General features: G+C 70.3%; 16 protein-coding genes and 1 pseudogene. 9 read left to right on the top strand and 8 right to left on the bottom strand.

The features are described 5' to 3' along the window. Window positions 1–157 precede the first annotated feature (157 nt). The 6 genes from ACWGKJ_RS21550 to mscL all read left to right on the top strand — a co-directional run bounded on the left by ACWGKJ_RS21550 (window position 158) and on the right by mscL (window position 6,594). Complete coding sequence (locus ACWGKJ_RS21550; RefSeq protein ID WP_385019958.1) at window positions 158–1,810, top strand: potassium/proton antiporter; 1,653 nt, start codon at window positions 158–160, stop codon at window positions 1,808–1,810. Window positions 1,811–2,117: 307 nt separating this feature from the next. Next, on the top strand, window positions 2,118–3,563 hold the full coding sequence (locus ACWGKJ_RS21555) for an MFS transporter (RefSeq protein WP_385019897.1): 1,446 nt from the start codon (window positions 2,118–2,120) through the stop codon (window positions 3,561–3,563). Window positions 3,564–3,629: 66 nt separating this feature from the next. Further along, entirely contained in the window at window positions 3,630–4,016 is a 387-nt protein-coding gene (locus ACWGKJ_RS21560; RefSeq protein ID WP_385019895.1) for an FmdB family zinc ribbon protein, read from the top strand. A 90-nt stretch (window positions 4,017–4,106) separates the two neighbouring features. Next, entirely contained in the window at window positions 4,107–4,988 is an 882-nt protein-coding gene (locus ACWGKJ_RS21565; RefSeq protein ID WP_385019893.1) for an S-methyl-5'-thioadenosine phosphorylase, read from the top strand. Between the two features lie 259 nt (window positions 4,989–5,247). Next, window positions 5,248–5,964, top strand: coding sequence for a hypothetical protein (locus ACWGKJ_RS21570; protein ID WP_385019891.1), 717 nt, complete (start codon window positions 5,248–5,250; stop codon window positions 5,962–5,964). A gap of 159 nt (window positions 5,965–6,123) precedes the next feature. Continuing rightward, a complete protein-coding gene (mscL, locus tag ACWGKJ_RS21575) occupies window positions 6,124–6,594 on the top strand; it encodes a large conductance mechanosensitive channel protein MscL (protein ID WP_385019889.1) in 471 nt (156 codons plus the stop codon). A gap of 13 nt (window positions 6,595–6,607) precedes the next feature. On the opposite strand, the gene ACWGKJ_RS21580 is transcribed toward mscL, so the two are convergent. The 6 genes and pseudogenes from ACWGKJ_RS21580 to ACWGKJ_RS21605 form a co-directional block, all read right to left on the bottom strand. Then, window positions 6,608–6,826: a hypothetical protein gene (locus tag ACWGKJ_RS21580; RefSeq protein WP_385019955.1), complete on the bottom strand. Its 219-nt coding sequence runs from the start codon at window positions 6,824–6,826 to the stop codon at window positions 6,608–6,610. Between the two features lie 244 nt (window positions 6,827–7,070). Beyond that, window positions 7,071–7,415, bottom strand: a complete 345-nt coding sequence (locus ACWGKJ_RS21585; protein WP_385019952.1) for a DUF6755 family protein — start codon at window positions 7,413–7,415, stop codon at window positions 7,071–7,073. A 179-nt stretch (window positions 7,416–7,594) separates the two neighbouring features. Beyond that, window positions 7,595–8,308 (bottom strand): QcrA and Rieske domain-containing protein, encoded by a 714-nt coding sequence (locus ACWGKJ_RS21590; RefSeq protein ID WP_385019887.1) that lies wholly within the window; start codon window positions 8,306–8,308, stop codon window positions 7,595–7,597. 254 nt (window positions 8,309–8,562) lie between these two features. Then, window positions 8,563–9,159: pseudogene (locus ACWGKJ_RS21595) on the bottom strand (4Fe-4S dicluster domain-containing protein); the annotation flags it as partial. Between the two features lie 8 nt (window positions 9,160–9,167). Continuing rightward, window positions 9,168–11,477, bottom strand: a complete 2,310-nt coding sequence (locus tag ACWGKJ_RS21600; protein WP_385019885.1) for a molybdopterin oxidoreductase family protein — start codon at window positions 11,475–11,477, stop codon at window positions 9,168–9,170. Beyond that, entirely contained in the window at window positions 11,474–12,610 is a 1,137-nt protein-coding gene (locus ACWGKJ_RS21605) for an MFS transporter (protein ID WP_385019883.1), read from the bottom strand. The genes ACWGKJ_RS21600 and ACWGKJ_RS21605 overlap by 4 nt, the downstream gene beginning before the upstream one ends. A gap of 190 nt (window positions 12,611–12,800) precedes the next feature. Here ACWGKJ_RS21605 and ACWGKJ_RS21610 point away from each other — a divergent pair, with 190 nt between their 5' ends. Both ACWGKJ_RS21610 and ACWGKJ_RS21615 read left to right on the top strand, forming a co-directional pair. Continuing rightward, window positions 12,801–14,033, top strand: coding sequence for a P1 family peptidase (locus tag ACWGKJ_RS21610; protein ID WP_385019881.1), 1,233 nt, complete (start codon window positions 12,801–12,803; stop codon window positions 14,031–14,033). A 157-nt stretch (window positions 14,034–14,190) separates the two neighbouring features. After that, entirely contained in the window at window positions 14,191–14,937 is a 747-nt protein-coding gene (locus ACWGKJ_RS21615) for a DUF6227 family protein (RefSeq protein WP_385019879.1), read from the top strand. A gap of 75 nt (window positions 14,938–15,012) precedes the next feature. Here the strand turns inward: ACWGKJ_RS21615 and ACWGKJ_RS21620 are convergent, their stop codons facing one another. Further along, complete coding sequence (locus ACWGKJ_RS21620) at window positions 15,013–15,984, bottom strand: helix-turn-helix transcriptional regulator (protein ID WP_385019877.1); 972 nt, start codon at window positions 15,982–15,984, stop codon at window positions 15,013–15,015. Between the two features lie 260 nt (window positions 15,985–16,244). Here ACWGKJ_RS21620 and ACWGKJ_RS21625 point away from each other — a divergent pair, with 260 nt between their 5' ends. Further along, window positions 16,245–17,732, top strand: coding sequence for an MFS transporter (locus ACWGKJ_RS21625; RefSeq protein WP_385019950.1), 1,488 nt, complete (start codon window positions 16,245–16,247; stop codon window positions 17,730–17,732). Between the two features lie 213 nt (window positions 17,733–17,945). Here ACWGKJ_RS21625 and ACWGKJ_RS21630 read toward each other — a convergent pair whose 3' ends face one another. Further along, window positions 17,946–18,926: a sigma-70 family RNA polymerase sigma factor gene (locus tag ACWGKJ_RS21630; protein ID WP_385019875.1), complete on the bottom strand. Its 981-nt coding sequence runs from the start codon at window positions 18,924–18,926 to the stop codon at window positions 17,946–17,948. Between the last annotated feature and the right edge of the window lie 54 nt (window positions 18,927–18,980).

An 18,980-nucleotide genomic window follows, 5' to 3' on the forward strand; every position in this document is an offset into this window, starting at 1 on the left:
ACCGACGGAGCGCTGGAGCAACCATAGGCGCAGCGCCGGACCGCCAGGGACGCGGTATCCCCGCCGGCATCGGACAAGTAAGCGAAGCGTCAAGAAAGCGTTAAGGATTAGATAGGGTAACGAAGTACCTGCAGGCGTACGAGGGAAGGAACGGCCACTGACTGTCCACCATCTCAACGAGCTCCTGCTGATCTGCTCGCTCGTCCTGCTGATCGCCGTGGCCGCCGTACGCATCTCGTCGCGCAGCGGTCTCCCCAGCCTGCTCCTCTATCTCGGTATCGGGATGGCGATAGGCCAGGACGGGATCTTCAACGTCAAGTTCGACAACGCCGAGTTGACGCAGGTGATCGGTTACGCCGCTCTGGTCGTGATCCTCGCCGAGGGCGGCCTCGGCACCAAGTGGAAAGAGATCAAGCCGGTCCTGCCGATGGCCGTCGTACTGTCGACGGTGGGCGTCGCGGTGAGCGTGGGGATCACCGCCGCCGGGGCGCACTACCTGGTCGGTCTCGAATGGCGCCAGGCCCTGATCATCGGCGCCGTGGTCTCGTCCACCGACGCCGCCGCGGTCTTCTCGGTCCTGCGCAAGGTGCCCCTGCCCTCCCGGATCACCGGCGTGCTGGAGGCCGAGTCGGGCTTCAACGACGCCCCGGTGGTGATCCTGGTCATCGCGTTCTCGACGGCCGGCCCGGTCGAGCACTGGTACGTACTGATCGGCGAGATAGCTCTGGAACTGGCGATCGGCGCCTCGATCGGGCTCGCCGTCGGCTGGCTCGGGTCCTGGGGGCTACGCCATGTCGCGCTGCCCGCGTCCGGTCTCTACCCGATCGCCGTGATGGCCATCGCGATCTCGGCGTACGCGGCCGGTTCCCTCGCGCACGGCAGCGGGTTCCTCGCCGTCTATCTCGCGGCGATGCTGCTGGGCAACGCGAAGCTGCCGCACTGGCCGGCCACCCGCGGATTCGCCGAGGGGCTGGGCTGGATCGCCCAGATCGGCATGTTCGTGCTGCTCGGACTGTTGGTGAGCCCGCACGAGCTGGGCAGCGACTTCTGGCCGGCGGTGATCGTGGGCCTGGTCCTGACGATGGTGGCGCGGCCGGTCTCCGTACTGCTGAGCCTGGCGCCGTTCCGGCTGCCCTGGCAGGAGCAGACCCTGATGTCGTGGGCCGGGCTGCGTGGCGCGGTGCCGGTCATCCTGGCAACCATCCCGATGGTCTCCGGCATCGACGGCAGCTCCCGGGTCTTCAACATCGTCTTCGTACTCGTCGTCGTCTACACCCTGGTGCAGGGGCCGACGCTCCCCTGGCTGGCCAGGAAGCTCAGCCTCGGCGACAGCGCCGAGGCCGCGTCGGACCTGGGCATCGAATCGGCGCCGCTGGAACGGCTGCGCGGCCATCTGCTGTCGGTGGCGATCCCGGCGAAGTCCCGGATGCACGGCGTCGAGGTCGGCGAGCTGCGGCTGCCCAAGGGCGCCGCCGTGACCCTGGTCGTACGGGACGGCACGAGCTTCGTACCGCAGCCGTCGACGGTGCTGCGGCGCGGGGACGAACTCCTCGTCGTGGCAACCGATCCGGTGCGCGACGCGGCCGAGGCGCGGCTGCGGGCCGTCGGCCAGGGCGGAAAGCTCGCGGGCTGGCTCGGCAGGACGGACGGTGCGGCCGAACGGAACACGGGCGGTTCGGCTCGCCGGCTCACGGGCCGCGCAGCGCGCGGGAAGACCAATGGGCCGGCTCGCGGGAACACCGGTGGGACGACCCGCCGTCAGACGGACGGGACGGCCCACCGCAACACGGGCGGGGCACCGCGCCACTAGCGGTACCATGAACCGATCGGTTTGACCCGACCGATGTGATTGACCTGATCGAACTGATCGATCCGATTGACCTGATTGACCTGATTGACCAACTCTGCCTGATGCAGAGCTGGCGCGACCGTATGGCGGTCGAGGCACCCCCCGTCGCGGTGCGTGCGCGGTATCCGCGCAGGTGTTCCGCACGACGTAACGGCCCGGCCTACCGCAGTTCCGCGCAAAGAGGACAGCTCTCGGCAGCTCCCGTACGCATGCCCCCGCATGTCCGTACACCAAGGGGAGTGCTACCAGGCGGCAGAAAGGCCAGGCCGTGGTGTCCACGGTCTCCGAAACCCGTCCGGGGTACGGACAGCTTCTGCGCACACCGGGTGCATGGACGTTCCTGCTGCCCGGTTTCGCCGCGCGACAGCCCTTCGCGATGCTGACCATCGGCATCGTGCTGCTGGTGCAGCACACCACGGGGTCGTACGGCAGCGCCGGCGTCGTCGCCGCTGTGACAGGTGTCTCCATGGCGCTGTTCGCGCCGCAGAGCGGCAAGCTCGCCGACCGGTTCGGGCAGCGCGCCGTACTGTTCCCCGGCGTCCTCGTGCACACCGCTTCGGTGGTCGCCCTGACGGTCCTCGCGCTGGCGGGGGCCCCGCTGTGGGCGCTGTTCATCGCCGCTGTACCGACCGGTGCGTCCGTACCGCAGGTCGGCCCGATGGTCAGGGCCCGCTGGGCCGCGAAGCTGGAGGGCTCGCCCCTGATGTCGACGGCCGCGGCCTTCGAGTCGGTGACGGACGAGTTCACCTTCGTCATCGGCCCGGTGCTGACGACCGCGCTCTGCACCGGGATCCACCCGGCGGCCGGACTGATCACCGAGGCCACCCTGACCTTGCTCGGGGGCCTCGTCTTCGCGGCGCAGCGCCGTACCCAGCCTGCCGTCCGGGTACGTGAGAACGGCCACACCTCCGTACGCCATGTCTCCGCGCTCTCGGTGCCGGGCGTGCGCGTGCTCGCCTGCGCCTTCCTCGGGATCGGCGCGGTCTTCGGCGGGATGCAGGTCTCGCTGACCGCGTTCGCCGAGGAGATCGGGCAGCCCGGTGTGAACGGTGTGCTGTACGGGGTGTTCGCCGCGGGCAACATGCTCGCGGGCATCGTCTGCGGAGCCGTCGCGTGGAAGACCGGGCCGAAGTTCCGGCTGCTCGTCGCGTATACGGCGCTGGCCGTCACCGCGTCCGGGCTCTGGGCGATGCACACGGTGCCGCTCATCGCGGGGCTCGGACTGCTGGTCGGTCTCTGCATCGCGCCCGCGCTGATCAGCGGATACACCCTGGTGGACACGCTGGTGCCGACGTCGGCGCGTACCGAGGCGTTCACCTGGCTGACCGGCTCGGTGGCGCTGGGACAGGCCGCGGCGGTATCGGTGGCGGGCGAGCTGACCGACGCGTACAGCTCAAGTGCCGGGTTCCTGGTGCCGATGGGCGGGACCGTACTGGCCCTGTTGACTCTCCTGGCGCTGCGGTCGCGGCTGACACCGCGCGACGCGGGACCGGGCGCGGGGCAGGACATGGAACCGGACATGGAACCGGCCGTGGAACCGGCCGAGCAGGTCGCGGGGCCGGCTGCCGCAGGAGTCGCGGGGCCGGCTGCCGCAGGAGCGGAATACGACGCTCCGCAGAGTGCCGGCCGTGGCCTGCGGCGCGGCATCAAGCGGGCCGCTGGACGGGACGCGGGGCGTGGGATGGGTCACCGAGTGCCGGTCTCAGTGGACTGATCCAGCGGAATAGGTCACTATAGAGCGTCGTTAGCACTCACTGAGTGAGAGTGCCAGGAGGAGCAAGTGCCGACCTATCAGTACCAGTGCACCGAATGCGGCGAGGGCCTTGAGGCGGTGCAGAAGTTCACCGATGATGCCCTGACCGTATGCCCGAGCTGCGAAGGACGCCTGAAGAAGGTGTTCTCGGCGGTCGGCATTGTCTTCAAGGGCTCCGGGTTCTACCGGAACGACAGCCGGGGCTCCTCTTCGAGCAGCACGGCGGCGTCTTCCAAGCCCAGCGGTTCGTCGTCGTCCTCTTCGGACTCGTCGTCCGGCTCTTCGGGTTCGTCCGGTTCGTCGTCCTCTTCGGGCTCCGACGCGAAGTCCGGTGCCTCGAAGTCGGCCAGTTCGGCGTCGGCCTCGTCATCGTCTTCTTCGAGCAGCTCCTCCAGCGGCAGCTCGGCCGCCTGACACCGGTTCTCCGGAAACCCTGCCGTCCGTCGACGGCGGGGTTTCCGTCATGTCCGGGGCAGGTCCGGAACCCCGGATAGTGTGACGGGCATGGTGAATGTGGCGAACTCGGAAGATCCGACTGCGGGAGACACCGCGGTACCGACAGCGGACATCGGGGTCATCGGCGGCTCCGGCTTCTACTCCTTCCTGGAGGACGTGACCGAGGTCGCGGTGGACACCCCGTACGGGAAGCCGAGCGACTCCCTCTTCATCGGTGAGGTCGCCGGGCGCCGGGTGGCGTTCCTCCCCCGGCACGGGCGCGGCCACCATCTGCCCCCGCATCTCATCAACTACCGGGCGAACCTCTGGGCGTTGCGCTCGGTGGGCGTACGGCAGGTGCTCGGCCCGTGTGCGGTGGGCGGGCTGCGGCCCGAGTACGGACCGGGGACGCTGCTCGTACCGGACCAGATGGTGGACCGTACGAAGGGGCGCGCGCAGACGTACTACGACGGTCAGCCGCTGCCGGACGGCAGTGTTCCGAACGTGGTGCATGTATCGCTGGCCGACCCGTACTGCAGCGAGGGGCGCAGGGCGGCGCTCGCCGCGGCGCGCGGGCAGGAGTGGGAGCCGGTGGACGGCGGGACGCTGGTCGTCATCGAGGGACCGCGGTTCTCCACCAGGGCCGAATCGCGCTGGCATGCGGCGATGGGCTGGTCCGTGGTGGGCATGACCGGGCACCCCGAGGCGGCGCTCGCCCGCGAACTGGGCCTCTGCTACACGTCGATGACACTGGTCACGGACCTGGACGCGGGGGCCGAGGCGGGCGAGGGCGTCTCCCATGACGAGGTGCTGGCGGTCTTCGCGGCCAATGTGGGCCGACTGCGCACGGTGCTCTTCGACGCGGTGTCGGCGCTGCCCGCGGAACAGTCGAAGGCGTGCCACTGTGCGCGGGCGCTGGACGGGGTGGATACGGGGCTTGTGCTGCCTTGAGGGGGCGGGGGCGCTCCGGTACGGGGGCGCTCCGGGGCGGGGGGCCGATCTCCGGTAGAGGGGGGCACTGCGGTAGAGGGGCACTGCGGGTGAGGGCACTGCGGTAGAGGTGCACTGCGGTAGAGGGGCACTGCGGGTGAGTGGGTTGTCCACAACCCACGAGTAGTCCACAGCTCTCAGCAGGATGCCGTGGAAGGCCGGATCGTGGGAGGCGCTCGCCCCAGACTCCTCTCACCAGGCGGTGGTTGTCATGATCCCCATGCCCGTACCGGTTGTGTCCGCGCCCGAGCCGCGCGGAGTCCCGCCGTTCGACCCGCTCAGGGTGCGCCCGGGGCGTTACCGGATGCGGCGGGCGCTGGGCCGGTGGCGCCGGACAGCAGTGGCAGGACTGGTCGTCGCGGCTGCGGCCCTGGCGGCCTGGGCACCACACGGCGCCGGAGGTGCGGAGCCCCGGGCCGGCGCTCGGGCCGGTGTGCGGGCGGAGCCCGGGTCCGGCGCCGCATCGGGCGGGCCGGCGGCGGTGCGGGCCCGCGGACCGGGCGCCGCCGCCGGCCCGGACGGTGCCGGTGCCGGTGCCGGTGCCGGTGCCCCGGACAGTGCTGCGGTCTCGGGCGGTACAGCCTCGGGCGGTGCCGCCGTGGTGTCCGCGCCGGTACGGATCGCCGACGCCGCGACCGTACGGCTGCTGGCCCCGGGCGACCATGTCGACGTCATCGCGGTCGGGGGCTCCTCCAAGGCCGACGGCGCTTCGGCGGAGGACGCCTCAGCGGGGTCCGGCCTGACGGGACCCGGTCGAGGAGGTACAGCCCGTGCGGCTCGGGTGGTCGCGGAGCGGGCCCGGGTGGCCGACGTGCCGGACGCGGGCGATACCTCCCCGGGCTCCGGCGCCCTGGTCGTTCTCGCCGTGCCCCGCTCGACGGCCACCGCACTGGCAGCTGCCGGGGCCACATCCGGACTGGCGGTGACCCTGTGCTGAGTCCTGTTCCGATTCCCGTATCGAATCCGATGCCGAATAGTACTGATGAGCAGTCATATTCCCTGTGGGAGTGGGGCAATTGGACAGCTTCGTGGCATGGAGCCTTAGGTGGCGGAACGGACTGTTCCACTACCGGCGCACACGAAGAGGGACCGATTGATGAGCAGAGAGAACCCCACCGTCCTGGAGGGCTTCAAGGCCTTCCTGATGCGGGGGAACGTCATCGACCTCGCTGTCGCCGTCGTGATCGGCGCCGCCTTCACGGCCGTGGTGAATTCCGTGGTGAAGGGCGTGATCAGCCCGCTGGTCGGCGCATTCGGGACCTCGCAGCTGGACTCGTACAAGTCCTGCTTCAAGGCCCCCTGCACCGTCGACGCCTCGGGCGACGTGACCAGCGGTATCTACATCCTGTGGGGGTCGGTGCTCAACGCGGTCCTGACCTTCGTCATCACAGCCGCCGTCGTCTACTTCCTGATGGTGCTGCCGATGGCCAAGTACCTCGCCCGCAAGGCCGCCAAGGAACAGTCGCTGGAGGAGGAGACCGTCGAGGCGGAGGTCGCCGAGGTGGCGCTGCTGAGGGAGATCAGGGACACCCTGGTCGCCCAGCGCGGATCCGGTCACGGCTCCTGAGACCGGGGGCCGGTCAGATGTGGTGCGGTGGCTTCTCGTCGAGGAAGCGGGCCAGATCCGACGCGCTGCTCCCCGAGGGGCGCTCACCCCAGCCGTGGTCCGTATCGTCCGGGGACTGCTGGTCGAGCGGATCGTCGAAGACCAGCTTGGCGGCCGGCCTGGGTGTGGATGTGGGCGTGGGCTTGGGCTTGGACGTCGCCCCGGACCTCGGCTCGGGCACCGGCTCGGGCATGGGCTCCGGCCCGGAGTCCGCGTGCGTCACGCCGGAGGCGGTCGCGGAATCGCGGTCCTCGTCGTCGCGGGGGCCAGGGCCGGAAGGGGACGCAGTGCTCATACCGCAAGGGTACGGCGCTCCCGTGACCGTACGGCTCCGCCCGCCCCAGCAGGTGATGACCGTGCGTACGTCCCGTCGGCACCGCCCGCCCCAGCCCGCAGTCACGGCGCATACGCCCCCTTGGTGTCGCCCGCCGCGCCGTTCACCGGTCCTTCGGGTCGAGACGCCAGAGCCCCAGTACCACCAGAAAGGACAGACAGAGGAAACCGGCGGCCCACCAGGCGGTGCCCGTGTTCCCCTCCATCCACTCGTTCACGGCGATCGTCAGCGCCCAGAGCTGGCCGATCACGACTGTCATCGCGAGGACGAGCCGGGCGGTCAGCCTGGAGGAGCGTTCCGGCTCCTGTTCGCTCCCCGCGCCCGGTCCGGGGCCGGTGTGCCGGACCCGCGGGTCCCCGTACCCGCTGGTGGCGCGGATCTGCGGATACCGCTCGGTGAGCGGCCGGTTGAGCCGGGGCTGGACGCTGCCCGGCCGGTACTCGGGCAGGGTCGGCTCGCGCCGGGGAGCCTCGGGCCGGGACGGCTCGGGTCGGCGTGGCTCAGGCTGCACCGGTTCAGGCCGGGAGGCATCAGGCCAGGACGCTTCAGGCTGCACTGGTTCAGGCTGCACTGGTTCAGGCCGGGGAGTACCGGGCCGGGACCCCCCGGGCCGGGGTGGCTGGTCGCTCATGTCTGCTCCCCTCGATCGTGTGTCGTCCTGGGCACGCCGGGGCAGCCGATCCGCGCGGTCGACTCCGGGTCCGAATCCTTGAACTGCCGGCACACCGCATCCTTGACGCTCTCGCCGGAACGGGCCGTGGCGAGGGCCCAGACGCTGCCGTCGTCCCGCTCCACGAGAAGCACCCGGGGCAGCCCCCGAGGGGGCGGGCCTGCGGTGACCTCGCCGGTCCTGGCGTCGAAGACACCCTCGTGACACGGGCAGTAGAGCTCGCCGTCGGCGCCACGGTCCTTGCGCCACAGCACGGCGCAGGCGAGGTGGGTGCAGACGGCGGAGTATCCGGCGAGGCTGCCGTCGGCGAGGCGTACGGCCACGGCCCGGTCCTCGTCGCCGGGGAAGCGGAAGGCGACGGACTCCCCTGGCCGCAGGCGGTCGGTGACCTTCTTGGGGGTGGGCGCGGTCTCACTGTCGCCGTGCCGTTCCAGCACTCCCCCGGCGACACCGAGGCCACCGACGGCGAGACCCCCGGAGACCGTGGTCACGATCCGGAGATAGTCGCGACGCGTGGTGAGCGAGTCGGCCCTGACCCGGTCGTGCAGGGCCTCCCGTGCCCCGCCGTTCCCCATCGGGTCGTCGCCCGACGACGGCTGCCCCGGGGGTGGCCCCCCTGGAGGCTGCTGTCCAGGCGGCTGCTGCCCTGGAGGCTGCTGGGTAACGCTCATCGCCCGCCGCCCCCGCCCGTGCCCGTGTCCATGCCCGTGTCCATGTCCCCCGCGTCTCCGGAACAACCGGGGCCGCCAGAGTCACCGGAGCCGCCCGCCCCCTCACTGGCATCACCCGCACCACCGAAACCACCACTCGCGGCGTCGTCCGCACCACCCGCGGGGCTGACAGGCCCCAGGGAGTCGACGGGGCCGGCAGGGCTGGACCCGGCGGTTCCGCGGGCGCCACCCGCGCCGCCGACACCCGGGGCTTCTCGCACATCGACTCCATTGACCTCGACGACCGGAAACCCGCCGGGCACCGGCCACTGGACCTTCTCTGCCGGGACCACCATCGCGACCCCGGTCTTCACCACGACATCGCCGAACGCGAAGGAGTCGGCGACCTGCACGCCGGGGCGCTCCGCCTGGAGCTCCTCCTGCGTTCCGTAGAACAGCGCCCCGGTCGGGCAGACCGTCGCGCACATGGGGGCGAGACCGTACGCGGTGCGGTCGTAACAGAGGTTGCACTTCAGCTGGAGCTTCGCCTGGAGGTCGATCTTCGGTACGCCGAAGGGGCAGGCGTTGACGCAGTTGGAACAGCCGATGCAGCGGGTGGTGTCGGCCTGCTGCACCACCCCGTCGGCGGTCACCAGGATCGCGTCGGCGGGACAGACCTCGGCGCAGGGCGCGACCGGGTCCTCGCAGTGCATACAGACCGTGGGAAGGGAGGCGACGGACTGGCCGGGGTCGGTGTAGTCGAGGTGGATCATCGACTTGCCCCGGTGCGAATCGCATTCACGGCACGCGGAGACACAGGCCTGGCAGCCGATGCAGCGCCCCGGATCGATGAAGATCGTTCTGCCCATCATGGCGGGACTCAGCTCCTCTCCGCCGTGCCACGCCCCTGCGGGGCCGAGGGCGGCAGGGGGTCGGTGCGGGAGATCTGCGTCTCGGGGTAGGCCGTGCCTCCGGGCGCGACGGGCGGTGCGGGGACTTCGCCGACCCGCTCGGCGGCCTCGATACGGCAGGCGCAGACCTTGTACTCGGGAATCTTGGAACGGGGGTCGAGAGCATCGATGGTGAGGGCGTTGGCGCCGGTGGGAACCGGCCAGTGGTACGGAACGAAGACCGTGTCGGGTCTGATGGCCTCGGTGACCAGGGCGGGAAAGACCTGGCTGCCGCGCCGGGTGACGACCCGCACCGGATCGCCGGAGGTGAAGCCGTGAGAGGGGTGCACCTCCACCCAGGGGCGCGGGGTCTGCTCGACCAGCGCGCCGAGCCTGCGGGTCTGGTTACCGGAGAGGAAGTGCGCGACCGTGCGGCCCGTGGTGAGCGACATGGGGTGCTCGTCGTCGTACGGGTCCATCGGCGGGTGCCATTCGACGACCTGCAGATGGATCTTGCCGTCGGGGTGGTACGTCGTGCCGTCCTCGAAGAGCCGGGGGGTACCGGGGTGATCGGTGGACGGGCAGGGCCAGGCGATGCCGCCGGTCTCCTCAAGCCGTTCGTAGGTGATGCCGTAGTAGTCGTTGACCGTTCCGGCCGAGGCGACGCGCAGCTCGTCGAAGACCTCGCGAGATCCCGTGTAGGCGAATTTGTCGCCCACTCCGAGGCGCTGGGCGAGCTGCGAGATCACCCAGGTGTCGGTCCGTACCCCGGGGGGTGGGTCCTGTGCCTTGTTGTGCTTGACGACGCGGGCCTCGGCGTTGGCCATCACGCCCTCGTCCTCGGCCCAGGTGGTGACGGGGAAGACGACATGCGCGTTGGCGGCGGTCTCGGAGAGGAAGAAGTCGAACTGGGCGTGGAACTCGGCGGTGTCGTAACCCTCCTTGACCACACGGTAGTTGGGGAGGGAGACGAAGGGGTTGTTGCAGATGCCGATGAGGCCGCGGATCTCCTGGCGCTGCATCTGGTAGACCATTTCCATCATCGAGGTTCCCGCGAGCGGGAGTTCGGACTCCTCGATGCCCCAGATCTCGCAGATCTGCCTGCGGTGCTCCGGGTTCGTGATCGAGCGGCCACCGGGGAGGAGGTCGGACTTCTGGCCGTGTTCACGGCCGCCCTGGCCGTTGCCCTGTCCGGTGAGGGTGCCGTAGCCGGCGCCGGGGCGGCCGATATGGCCGGTGGCCGTGCAGAGATTGATGACGGAGAGGCAGTTCTCGACGCCCTGGGAGTGGTGCTCGATGCCACGGGCGTGCCAGGCCATCGCCCGCCGGGCGCCCGCGAAGGTCCGGGCGACCTGGACGATCTGCGCGGCGGGGATCCCGCAGATCCCGGCGGCTCGTTCCGGGGTGTACTCGGCGGCCTTGGCGCGGACTTCCTCCCAGCCGGTGGCGTGTGCCTCGACGAATGCCCGGTCGTCGAGGCCCTCGCGGATGACCACGTTCAGTACGGCGTTGAAGAAGGCCGAGTCCGTGCCCGGCTTGAGCGCGACATGGATGTCGGCGGTGCGGGCGATGGCCGTCTCGCGTGGGTCGATGACGATGAGCGAGGCGCCCCGGTCCCTCGCACCCCACACGTACTGCGTCATCACGGGGAAGCACTCCCCGACGTTCGACCCGGCGATGAGCAGGCAGTCGGTGAGGAGGATGTCGGAGAAGGGGTTGCCCGCACGGTCGATGCCGAAGGCGAGTTTGTTGGCTCCGGCGGCGCTGACCATGCAGAGTCTGCCGTTGTAGTCGACATGGCGGGTCTTGAGCGCGACCCGGGCGAACTTGCCGACCAGATAGGTCTTCTCGGAGAAGAGGCTGGCCCCGCCGAGCAGCCCGAAGGCGTCCTTGCCGTACTGCCCCTGGATACGGCGGATCTCGGCGATGGTGAAGTCGAGCGCCTCCTCCCAGGAGCTCTCCCTGAAGGGCTCGTCGCGCGAGCGGCGCATCAGCGGCGCGGTGAGCCGGTCGGGGTGGTTGACCTGCTGATAGGCGTTGATGCCCTTGGGGCAGAGCCGCATCCGGTTGATGTCGTGGTTGCGGGGCTCGACGCCGAAGACCTTGCCGCCCTTTCCGTTCTTGTCGCCCTTGCTGACCCGGAGGTACATCCCGCACTGCACCCCGCAGAAGCAGCAGTGGGTGGGGACAAGCGTCTCGCCGTGCTGGTCGGCGTGCCACTGGTCGGCGGGGATTCCGCCCGCGTCACGGAAGTTGCGGGTGCCGGGTGGGGCGATGGCCGGGTCGAGCGAGGAGGTCACTTGAAGCCCTTCTTCACTTGGCTGAGGTAGGCGTTGCCGCGCAGCACCCGCTTGCAGCGGGGGCAGTACTCGGCCCAGGCGTCGAAGTTCAGCTCCAGGTCGCGCATGGTGGCGCGCAGGTTGTCGACGTACGGGGCGGTGTCGATCGGCGCGTGGCAGCGGCGGCAGGCGAACACCTGGTCGTCCTGGCGGGCGGTGTACTTGAACAGCTGCATCCCGACGGCGGCCGGCCGCTGCACGATGTGGAAGAACTTGCCGAACGGGATGTAGATGAGCGTGAAGATCACCACGACCATGTGCAGCACGGCGAGGAACTCATAGCCGCCGCCGTGCAGGAAGACCGAGGAGAAGGTGAGGAGGAGGCCCGTCACGGAGATGACGATCAGCGCGAGCAGCGGCACCAGGTCGTAGGCGAAGCGCTGCCCCGTCATGGCGCCCCGGTCCTTCATCCGCCGCCACAGGAAGTACGCGGCCCCGGGGATGACCAGGACGGCCGCGATGTCGAGGCCGTGGAACATCAGCCGGCCCAGGAGGTTCAGCGAGTCGAACCCGAGGATCTTGAACCCCCAGATCCGCATCTCGTACCCGGGGCCCGATCCGCTGCCCGATGTAAAGGTGAACCAGCCCCAGGTGAGCGGGAACGTGATCAGCGCGGCGAGGATGCAGCCCCAGAAGATCAGCTGGTGGGCGGCCCAGCGGGCGTGCGACCTGGCGCCCAGGAACTTCTGGAAGCCGAGGTAGGTGGCGATCATCTTCGGCAGGGCCGTGGGCGCTCTGCGGAAGTTGGCGCGCGAGAAGAAGCTGCTCCAGCCCTTGTTGAAGAGTCTGCGGGCGCCGGGCGCGGAGACCCAGACGGTGTACCGGTAGGCGACGCCGAAGGCGAGGAAGACACTGGCGACGGCGTACGGCAGCAGGGCCGAGTCGAAGTCGCGCAGAAAGCGGCTGCCCAGCACGATGGCCACGATCAGCAGGAGTGAGACCGCCGTGCCCGCGGCCGTCCCCCTTGCGGAGACCGGGCTTACGGATACCGGGCGCAGCGGAAACCGTTGTGCGGGGGCCGGTTGCGCGGGGGCCGGGCGGCCGGATGGGGGGTACGGCGGGGGCGCGGAAGGGGCGGAAGGCGGCTCGGTCACTGCGCCACCGTAGTCGGCAATATCCCTTTTATGCGTTTTCTGCGTGTCGGCCGGGTGAGGCTTCATTCAGATGCCGAACCAGCCGCCGCACGGGGAATTCGACGGAGAAAGACAGGAACACGGGTGCAAGAACAGGCCCGGGGAGGGCCGGAGGCGCCGGATCACAGGGAGGAGTGGTCCCATGGAGTCCATGACCGCAGCAGACACCCCGTCAGAGCGCCCTGTGGAAGCGGCGCGTGGGTCCGGTTCGGACACCCCGGCCCCGCCCGGCACATCCCCCCGGCCGCCCACCGGCACGGGCTCACCCACCGGCGCTGGTTCAACGACCGGCACGGACCCGGGCACCCCCGCGAACTCAGCGGCCGGGAACGGCTCTTCGCGAGAGCGGCTGGACTCGCTCGCCGATGTGGCCGGGCTCCGGGTCGGTCATGCGCGGGTGCCCGGTGCGCGAGCGCTGAGCGGGACCACGGTCGTCCTGACTCCGCTCGGCGGTGCGGTCGCCGCCGTGGATGTGCGCGGCGGCGGGCCGGGCACCCGGGAGACGGACGCCCTCGATCCGCGCAATCTGGTGCAGCGCGTGGACGCGATCGTCCTGACCGGGGGCAGTGCGTACGGGCTGGACTCCGCGTCCGGTGTGATGGCCTGGCTGGAGGAGCAGGGCCGCGGCTTCCAGGTCGGCCCCGATCCCACTCAGGTCGTGCCGGTCGTCCCGGCCGCCTGCGTCTTCGATCTCGGGCGCGGCGGCGACTGGCGGGCCAGGCCGGACGCGTCGACCGGGCGTGCGGCGGTGGAAGCCGCGGCGGCCGCACCGCCGGGCGCACCGGTCGAACAGGGCAGCGTCGGAGCCGGTACGGGGGCGGTGGCGGGCGGGCTCAAGGGCGGCGTCGGCTCGGCGAGCGTCACCCTGGCGTCCGGTGTCACCGTGGGGGCCATCGCCGTGGTCAACTCGGTGGGCGCACCGGTCGATCCGCTGACGGGCGTGCTCTACGGCGAGTACGGCCAGGGCCGGCCCGTATATCCGGCGGCCGACGTCCACGAGGAGGCACAGCGGCAGTTGGCTCTGGCGCGCGAGCACAATTCACGCCCCCCGCTGAACACCACCATCGCCGTCGTGGCCACCGATGCCGAACTGACCCGCGCCCAGGCGCAGAAGCTGGCCGGTACCGCGCACGACGGTCTCGCGCGCGCCGTGCGGCCGGTCCATCTGCTGCACGACGGCGACACCGTCTTCGCCCTTGCCACCGGCACGCGGCACCGCCCTGACCTGAGCGTCCTCAACGAGGTACTGGCGGCGGGGGCCGACGTACTGACCCGCGCCGTGGTCCGGGGGATCCGGGCGGCGGAGTCTGTGGACGGGCCCGGTGGCCGGTTCCCGGCCCATCGCGATCTGTACGGGGCGGGGGCGAAAACCATCCCTGACTGACGCATCATCTAATGACTTGCCGGACAAGTGAGTTGATGGGGCGCCCGGGAACTTTGCGCACGCCCCCTTCGTTTTGCCGAACGAAGGCCACGTTGTCAGACCCAGGGACTACGTTGAGTCCCGACCTCATGACTTGCCGCGACGGCCTGGAGAGACCTTGAGCCATTCGCATGAGACGACCGGGGAGCACCTGTCGCGACTCCTCGGCCGCGCACTGAACGCTTTCGAGCTGCCCGACGCCACCGTCGAGCGGCTCGGCTCCGCGCTGGCGCACAGCACAGCGCTGCACTCCTCGCACCACAGCTCGGGCGCCGGGCTGCACCGCGAGACGTACCGGCACACATTCCTGCTCGCGGACGGCACCGATCTGACGCTGTGGGAGCTGGTGTACGAGACGGGACCCGGCACCGGACCGCAGTACGAGCTGTATCCGGGCGAGGCGGAGGCCCGGCTCGCCGTGACCCGGATCCGCGGGGCGGACGCCGCCGCGATGTTCCCGGACGACGATCCGGAGGACGACCTCGGGATCCTCACGGCGCTCCAGTCGGCGCCCCCGCCGGCCGCGGCCAGGACGTATGTGGCGGACCGGTCGGCCGACCACGCCCGCCGGGTACTGCGCCGCGCGGAGAATCCGGACTGCCCGGGTGAGGACGTCGCCCGGCTGCTGCGTTCCGCGTTCGCCCATCAGATCAGCCAGGCGCTCGGCAGCCAGTGCCGCTTCGAGAGCGTGGGCCCCGCGGCCTTCACCCTCTACGAGCATGCCTTTCTGCTGCTGGACGGCCGGGAGTTCAGCCTCTGGGAGGTCGAGCACACGGCCACCCCTGACGGACGCCATATGTGCGAGGTGTACGCATCACAGAGCGAGGCCCGCACGGCGATGGAGCTCCGCGCTCGCGTCCGCTGAGCACCGTCCCGATCCGGGACCGGACCTCAGGTCTCTGGCGCGTTCCGCTCTCTGGCCGTTCAGCTCTCTGGCCGTTCAGCTCTGAGGCCGTTCCGCCGCGCGGAGCAGTCGGGCGCCCAGTTGTGCCAGGTAGCCGGCCAGTTCGGGCGGGTGGTGCACGGTGAACTCCGCGTCCACCACCGCGAGCCGCAGCCCCAGCCACTCCAGCGACTCCGCCACCGGAGCCCGGAGCCGGCAACGCCGCTCGCCCAGCGCCTCGGGCGTGCCCATCCAGTGCGGCAGCTGTGCCGCCACGGAATCCGCCGGGGCCGCGAAGGTGATGTCGAGATCCACCGAGGGCTGGCGCCGCGACAGGGACCGGCTCACGAACTCCGCGGCGTCCGCCGCCGGCAGCTCACGCGGGACGAACCGCGCCCCGGTCGCGAACGGCCGGCTCACCCGGTCGACCCGGAACGTACGCCAGTCCTCGCGGTCGATGTCGTACGCCACGAGGTACCAGCGGCGCCCGGTGGAGACCAGCCGGTACGGCTCGACCAGCCGCTCCGTCTCCGTACCGTCCCCGGCGCGGTAGCCGAAGCGCAGCCGCTCGGGCCCGGTGGCGGCCCCCGCGATCACGGTCAGCGTGGCCGGGTCGACCGTCGCACCGTCACCGCTGGTCAGCGGGGTCGTCGCTGCCTGGAGTGTGGCGACGCGATGGCGCAGCCTGGACGGCAGCACCTGTTCCAGCTTGGCCAGGGCCCGTACGGATGCCTCCTCGATGCCCTCGACCGCGTGGCCGGCCCCGGCGCGCAGCCCGACCGCGATGGCCACCGCCTCCTCGTCGTCGAGGACCAGCGGGGGCATGGCTTTGCCCGCCACCAGCCGGTAACCGCCCTCGGCGCCCATCGTGGCCTGGACCGGATAGCCGAGGTCGCGCAGCCGGTCGATGTCGCGCCGGATCGTGCGCCTGCTGACGTCGAGACGCTCGGCCAGTTCACCGCCGGGCCATTCGCGCGGAGTCTGGAGCAGCGAGAGAAGGTGCAGCAGCCGTACCGGTGTGTCCGTCATGGTAGCCAGAATGCCCTCGGAGTAGGACAGACATTGACCTAGATTCCGGCTAGCTTCCCCGCATGACCTCAACACCCCAGCCCACTCCGCCCGATGCCCAGGACGTGCCGCCACCCGCACGGAGTGAGCGGAAGGCACCGGCCGCGCAGGCCGTGCAAGCCGCGCAGGCCGTGCAAGCCACGCAGGCCGTGCAAGCCGTGCAGACCACCCAGGCCGTGCTCAGGGCGGACCGCCGCAGGTGGTTCGCCCTGGCCATCGTGATGACCGCGGCCTTCATGGACCTGGTCGACGTCACGATCGTCAACATCGCGATCCCGTCCATCCAGAAGGACACCGGCGCATCGTTCAGCCAGATCCAGTGGATCACCGCGGGTTACGCGCTCGCCTTCGCCGCCGGGCTGATCACGGGCGGCCGGCTGGGCGACATCCACGGCCGCAAGAGACTGTTCCTGATCGGGATAGGCGGCTTCACACTCGCCTCCGCGCTGTGCGGATTCGCGGCCGGCCCCGAGATGCTCGTCGCCTCGCGCATTCTGCAGGGCGCGATGGCGGCGCTGATGGTCCCGCAGGTGCTCTCGATCGTGCACGCCACCTTCCCCGCGGAGGAACGCGGCAAGGTCTTCGGGCTGTTCGGCGCGATCGTCGGCCTGGGCGCGGTATCCGGCCCGCTGCTCGGCGCCCTGCTGACCGAGTGGAACATCGCAGGTCTCGAATGGCGCCCGATCTTCCTGATCAACCTGCCGGTCGGAGTGGCCGGGCTGCTCCTCGGGCGCGGGTTCATCACCGAGTCCAGAGCACCGAAGGCGCTCCGGCTGGACATCGTCGGGGTCCTGCTCGTCGTGGTGGGTCTGCTGATGATGCTCTATCCGCTGACGCGCGGCCGTGAGCTCGGCTGGCCGGTCTGGGGTTACGTCTCGATGGCGGGCAGCCTCGTCGTGTTCGGCGCACTCGTCGCGTACGAGCGGGTGAAGGCGCGAAAGGACGGTTCGCCGCTGGTCGAGCTGGAGTTGTTCAGGGTGAAGAGCTTCGCGGCCGGTATCGCGGTCCAGGCCACGTTCGGTGTGGCGCTGGGCATCTTCTTCCTGGTCTGGACGCTGTACATGCAGATCGGCCTCGGCTGGAGCGCTCTGCGGGCCGGGACGACGGGGATCCCGTTCTCGGTCGCGGTCTCGGCCGCGGCCGGTGTCTCCGTACAGAAGCTGGTGCCGCGCTTCGGCCGCAAGGTACTCCAGGCGGGCGCGCTGCTGATGGCGGCCGGGCTGCTGCTCTACATCGGGGAGGCGGACCGGTACGGCACAGCGATCGCGTCCTGGCAGATGGCGCTGCCGCTGGTGGTCATGGGGATCGGCATGGGGCTGATCGTCGCGCCGCTGACGGACGCGGTGCTGGCGGACGTACCGAAGGAGCACGCCGGGTCGGCGTCCGGGTTGATCAACACCGTGCAGCAGATGGGCAATGCGCTGGGGCTCGGCCTGGTGTCCGTGGTGTTCTTCGGTTCGATCAGCGACCGGCTCGCACCGAGTGCGACCGGTCCGGCGTTCGTCCACGCGTTCATGGACTCGCTGTGGTGGGTCGCCGGGGTGCTGGGGGTGATCTTCCTACTGATGTTCGCCCTGCCGAAGCGGGCGGCCGTCAGCGGCGGGGCGGACGGGTCAGCCGAAGGCGGCTCACCCAGTGGCGGCGGTGAGGACACGGACGCGGGCACCGGTGGGAACGGAACGCCCAGAGAACCGGCGCTCACCGTCTGAGCGGAGTTCACAGGCTGAGCAGAGTTCACCATCCGGGCGGGAACTCACCCGTCCGGGCGGGAACTTACCGTCCGGGCGGAGCTCACTGCCTGCGCAGCATCCACCGCCCGCGCGAACAATCGCCGGACGGCGCCGAAGTCGGCGCCGTCCGGCAGTCGGGGACGGAGGCGGCACGAGGGCCACGAAGAGCGCTGGGCTTTCGGTCCGGCCTGTTCACGCCGCCGCGTCGAAGCCCACATCGTCGGCCATCTTCTTCAGTTCGAGCAGGGCGTGCTTCTCGATCTGGCGGATCCGCTCACGCGTCAGACCGTGCTCCTTGCCGACCTCGGTCAGCGTCCGCTCCCGGCCGTCGTCGATACCGAACCGCATCTTGATGATCGAAGCCGTGCGGTGGTCGAGCTTGCCGATCAGCTCGTCGAGCTCCTCGCTGCGCAGCAGCGTCATCACCGACTGCTCGGGCGACACCGCCGACGTGTCCTCCAGGAGGTCACCGAACTGCGTCTCGCCCTGGTCGTCCACCGACATGTTCAGGCTGACCGGGTCACGCGCCCAGTCCAGCACATCGCTCACGCGCTCCGGCTTGGTGTCCAGCTCGGCGGCGATCTCCTCGTGCTCCGGGTCGCGGCCGTGCTCGCGGTTGAACTCGCGCTGGACACGGCGGATCCGGCCCAGCTCCTCCACCAGGTGGACGGGGAGCCGGATGGTGCGCGACTGGTCCGCTATGGACCGGGTGATGGCCTGCCGGATCCACCAGGTCGCGTACGTGGAGAACTTGAAGCCCTTCGCGTAGTCGAACTTCTCGACGGCGCGGACCAGGCCGGCGTTGCCCTCCTGGATGAGGTCGAGCAGCGGCAGACCGGCTCGCGGATAGCGGCGGGCGACGGCGACGACCAGCCGCAGATTGGACCGGATGAAGATGTCCTTGGCGCGCTCCCCGGCGGCGATCAGCGCCTCCAGCTCCTCACGCGAAGCCCCGTCCGCCTCACTCTGCACGGAGCCGTCGAGGATCTGCTGGGCGTACACCCCGGCCTCGATGGTCTGGGACAGCTCGACTTCCTTCTCGGCGTCGAGCAGTGGCGTACGTGCTATTTCGTCGAGGTACATGCCGACCAGGTCGCGGTCGGCGATCTCCCCGCCTACGGCGCGAACGCTGCTTGCCCGGTCGGATCGACGGGCGACGGCACGGGTTGCCATGCGTGCTCCCTAACGTGAGTAACGTGATGAGGTCGCGAATCAGTGGCTCGGTGT

It is taken from the genome of Streptomyces sp. NPDC054757 (assembly GCF_053612185.1).

Coding starts and splice junctions, on each gene's coding strand:
- ACWGKJ_RS21625 (WP_385019950.1), top strand. CDS start 16,245: ATGACCGCGGCCTTCATGGACCTGGTCGACGTCACGATCGTCAACATC.
- ACWGKJ_RS21610 (WP_385019881.1), top strand. CDS start 12,801: ATGACCGCAGCAGACACCCCGTCAGAGCGCCCTGTGGAAGCGGCGCGT.
- ACWGKJ_RS21565 (WP_385019893.1), top strand. CDS start 4,107: ATGGTGAATGTGGCGAACTCGGAAGATCCGACTGCGGGAGACACCGCG.
- mscL (WP_385019889.1), top strand. CDS start 6,124: ATGAGCAGAGAGAACCCCACCGTCCTGGAGGGCTTCAAGGCCTTCCTG.
- ACWGKJ_RS21570 (WP_385019891.1), top strand. CDS start 5,248: ATGCCCGTACCGGTTGTGTCCGCGCCCGAGCCGCGCGGAGTCCCGCCG.
- ACWGKJ_RS21590 (WP_385019887.1), bottom strand. CDS start 8,308: ATGAGCGTTACCCAGCAGCCTCCAGGGCAGCAGCCGCCTGGACAGCAG.
- ACWGKJ_RS21580 (WP_385019955.1), bottom strand. CDS start 6,826: ATGCCCGAGCCGGTGCCCGAGCCGAGGTCCGGGGCGACGTCCAAGCCC.
- ACWGKJ_RS21620 (WP_385019877.1), bottom strand. CDS start 15,984: ATGACGGACACACCGGTACGGCTGCTGCACCTTCTCTCGCTGCTCCAG.
- ACWGKJ_RS21630 (WP_385019875.1), bottom strand. CDS start 18,926: ATGGCAACCCGTGCCGTCGCCCGTCGATCCGACCGGGCAAGCAGCGTT.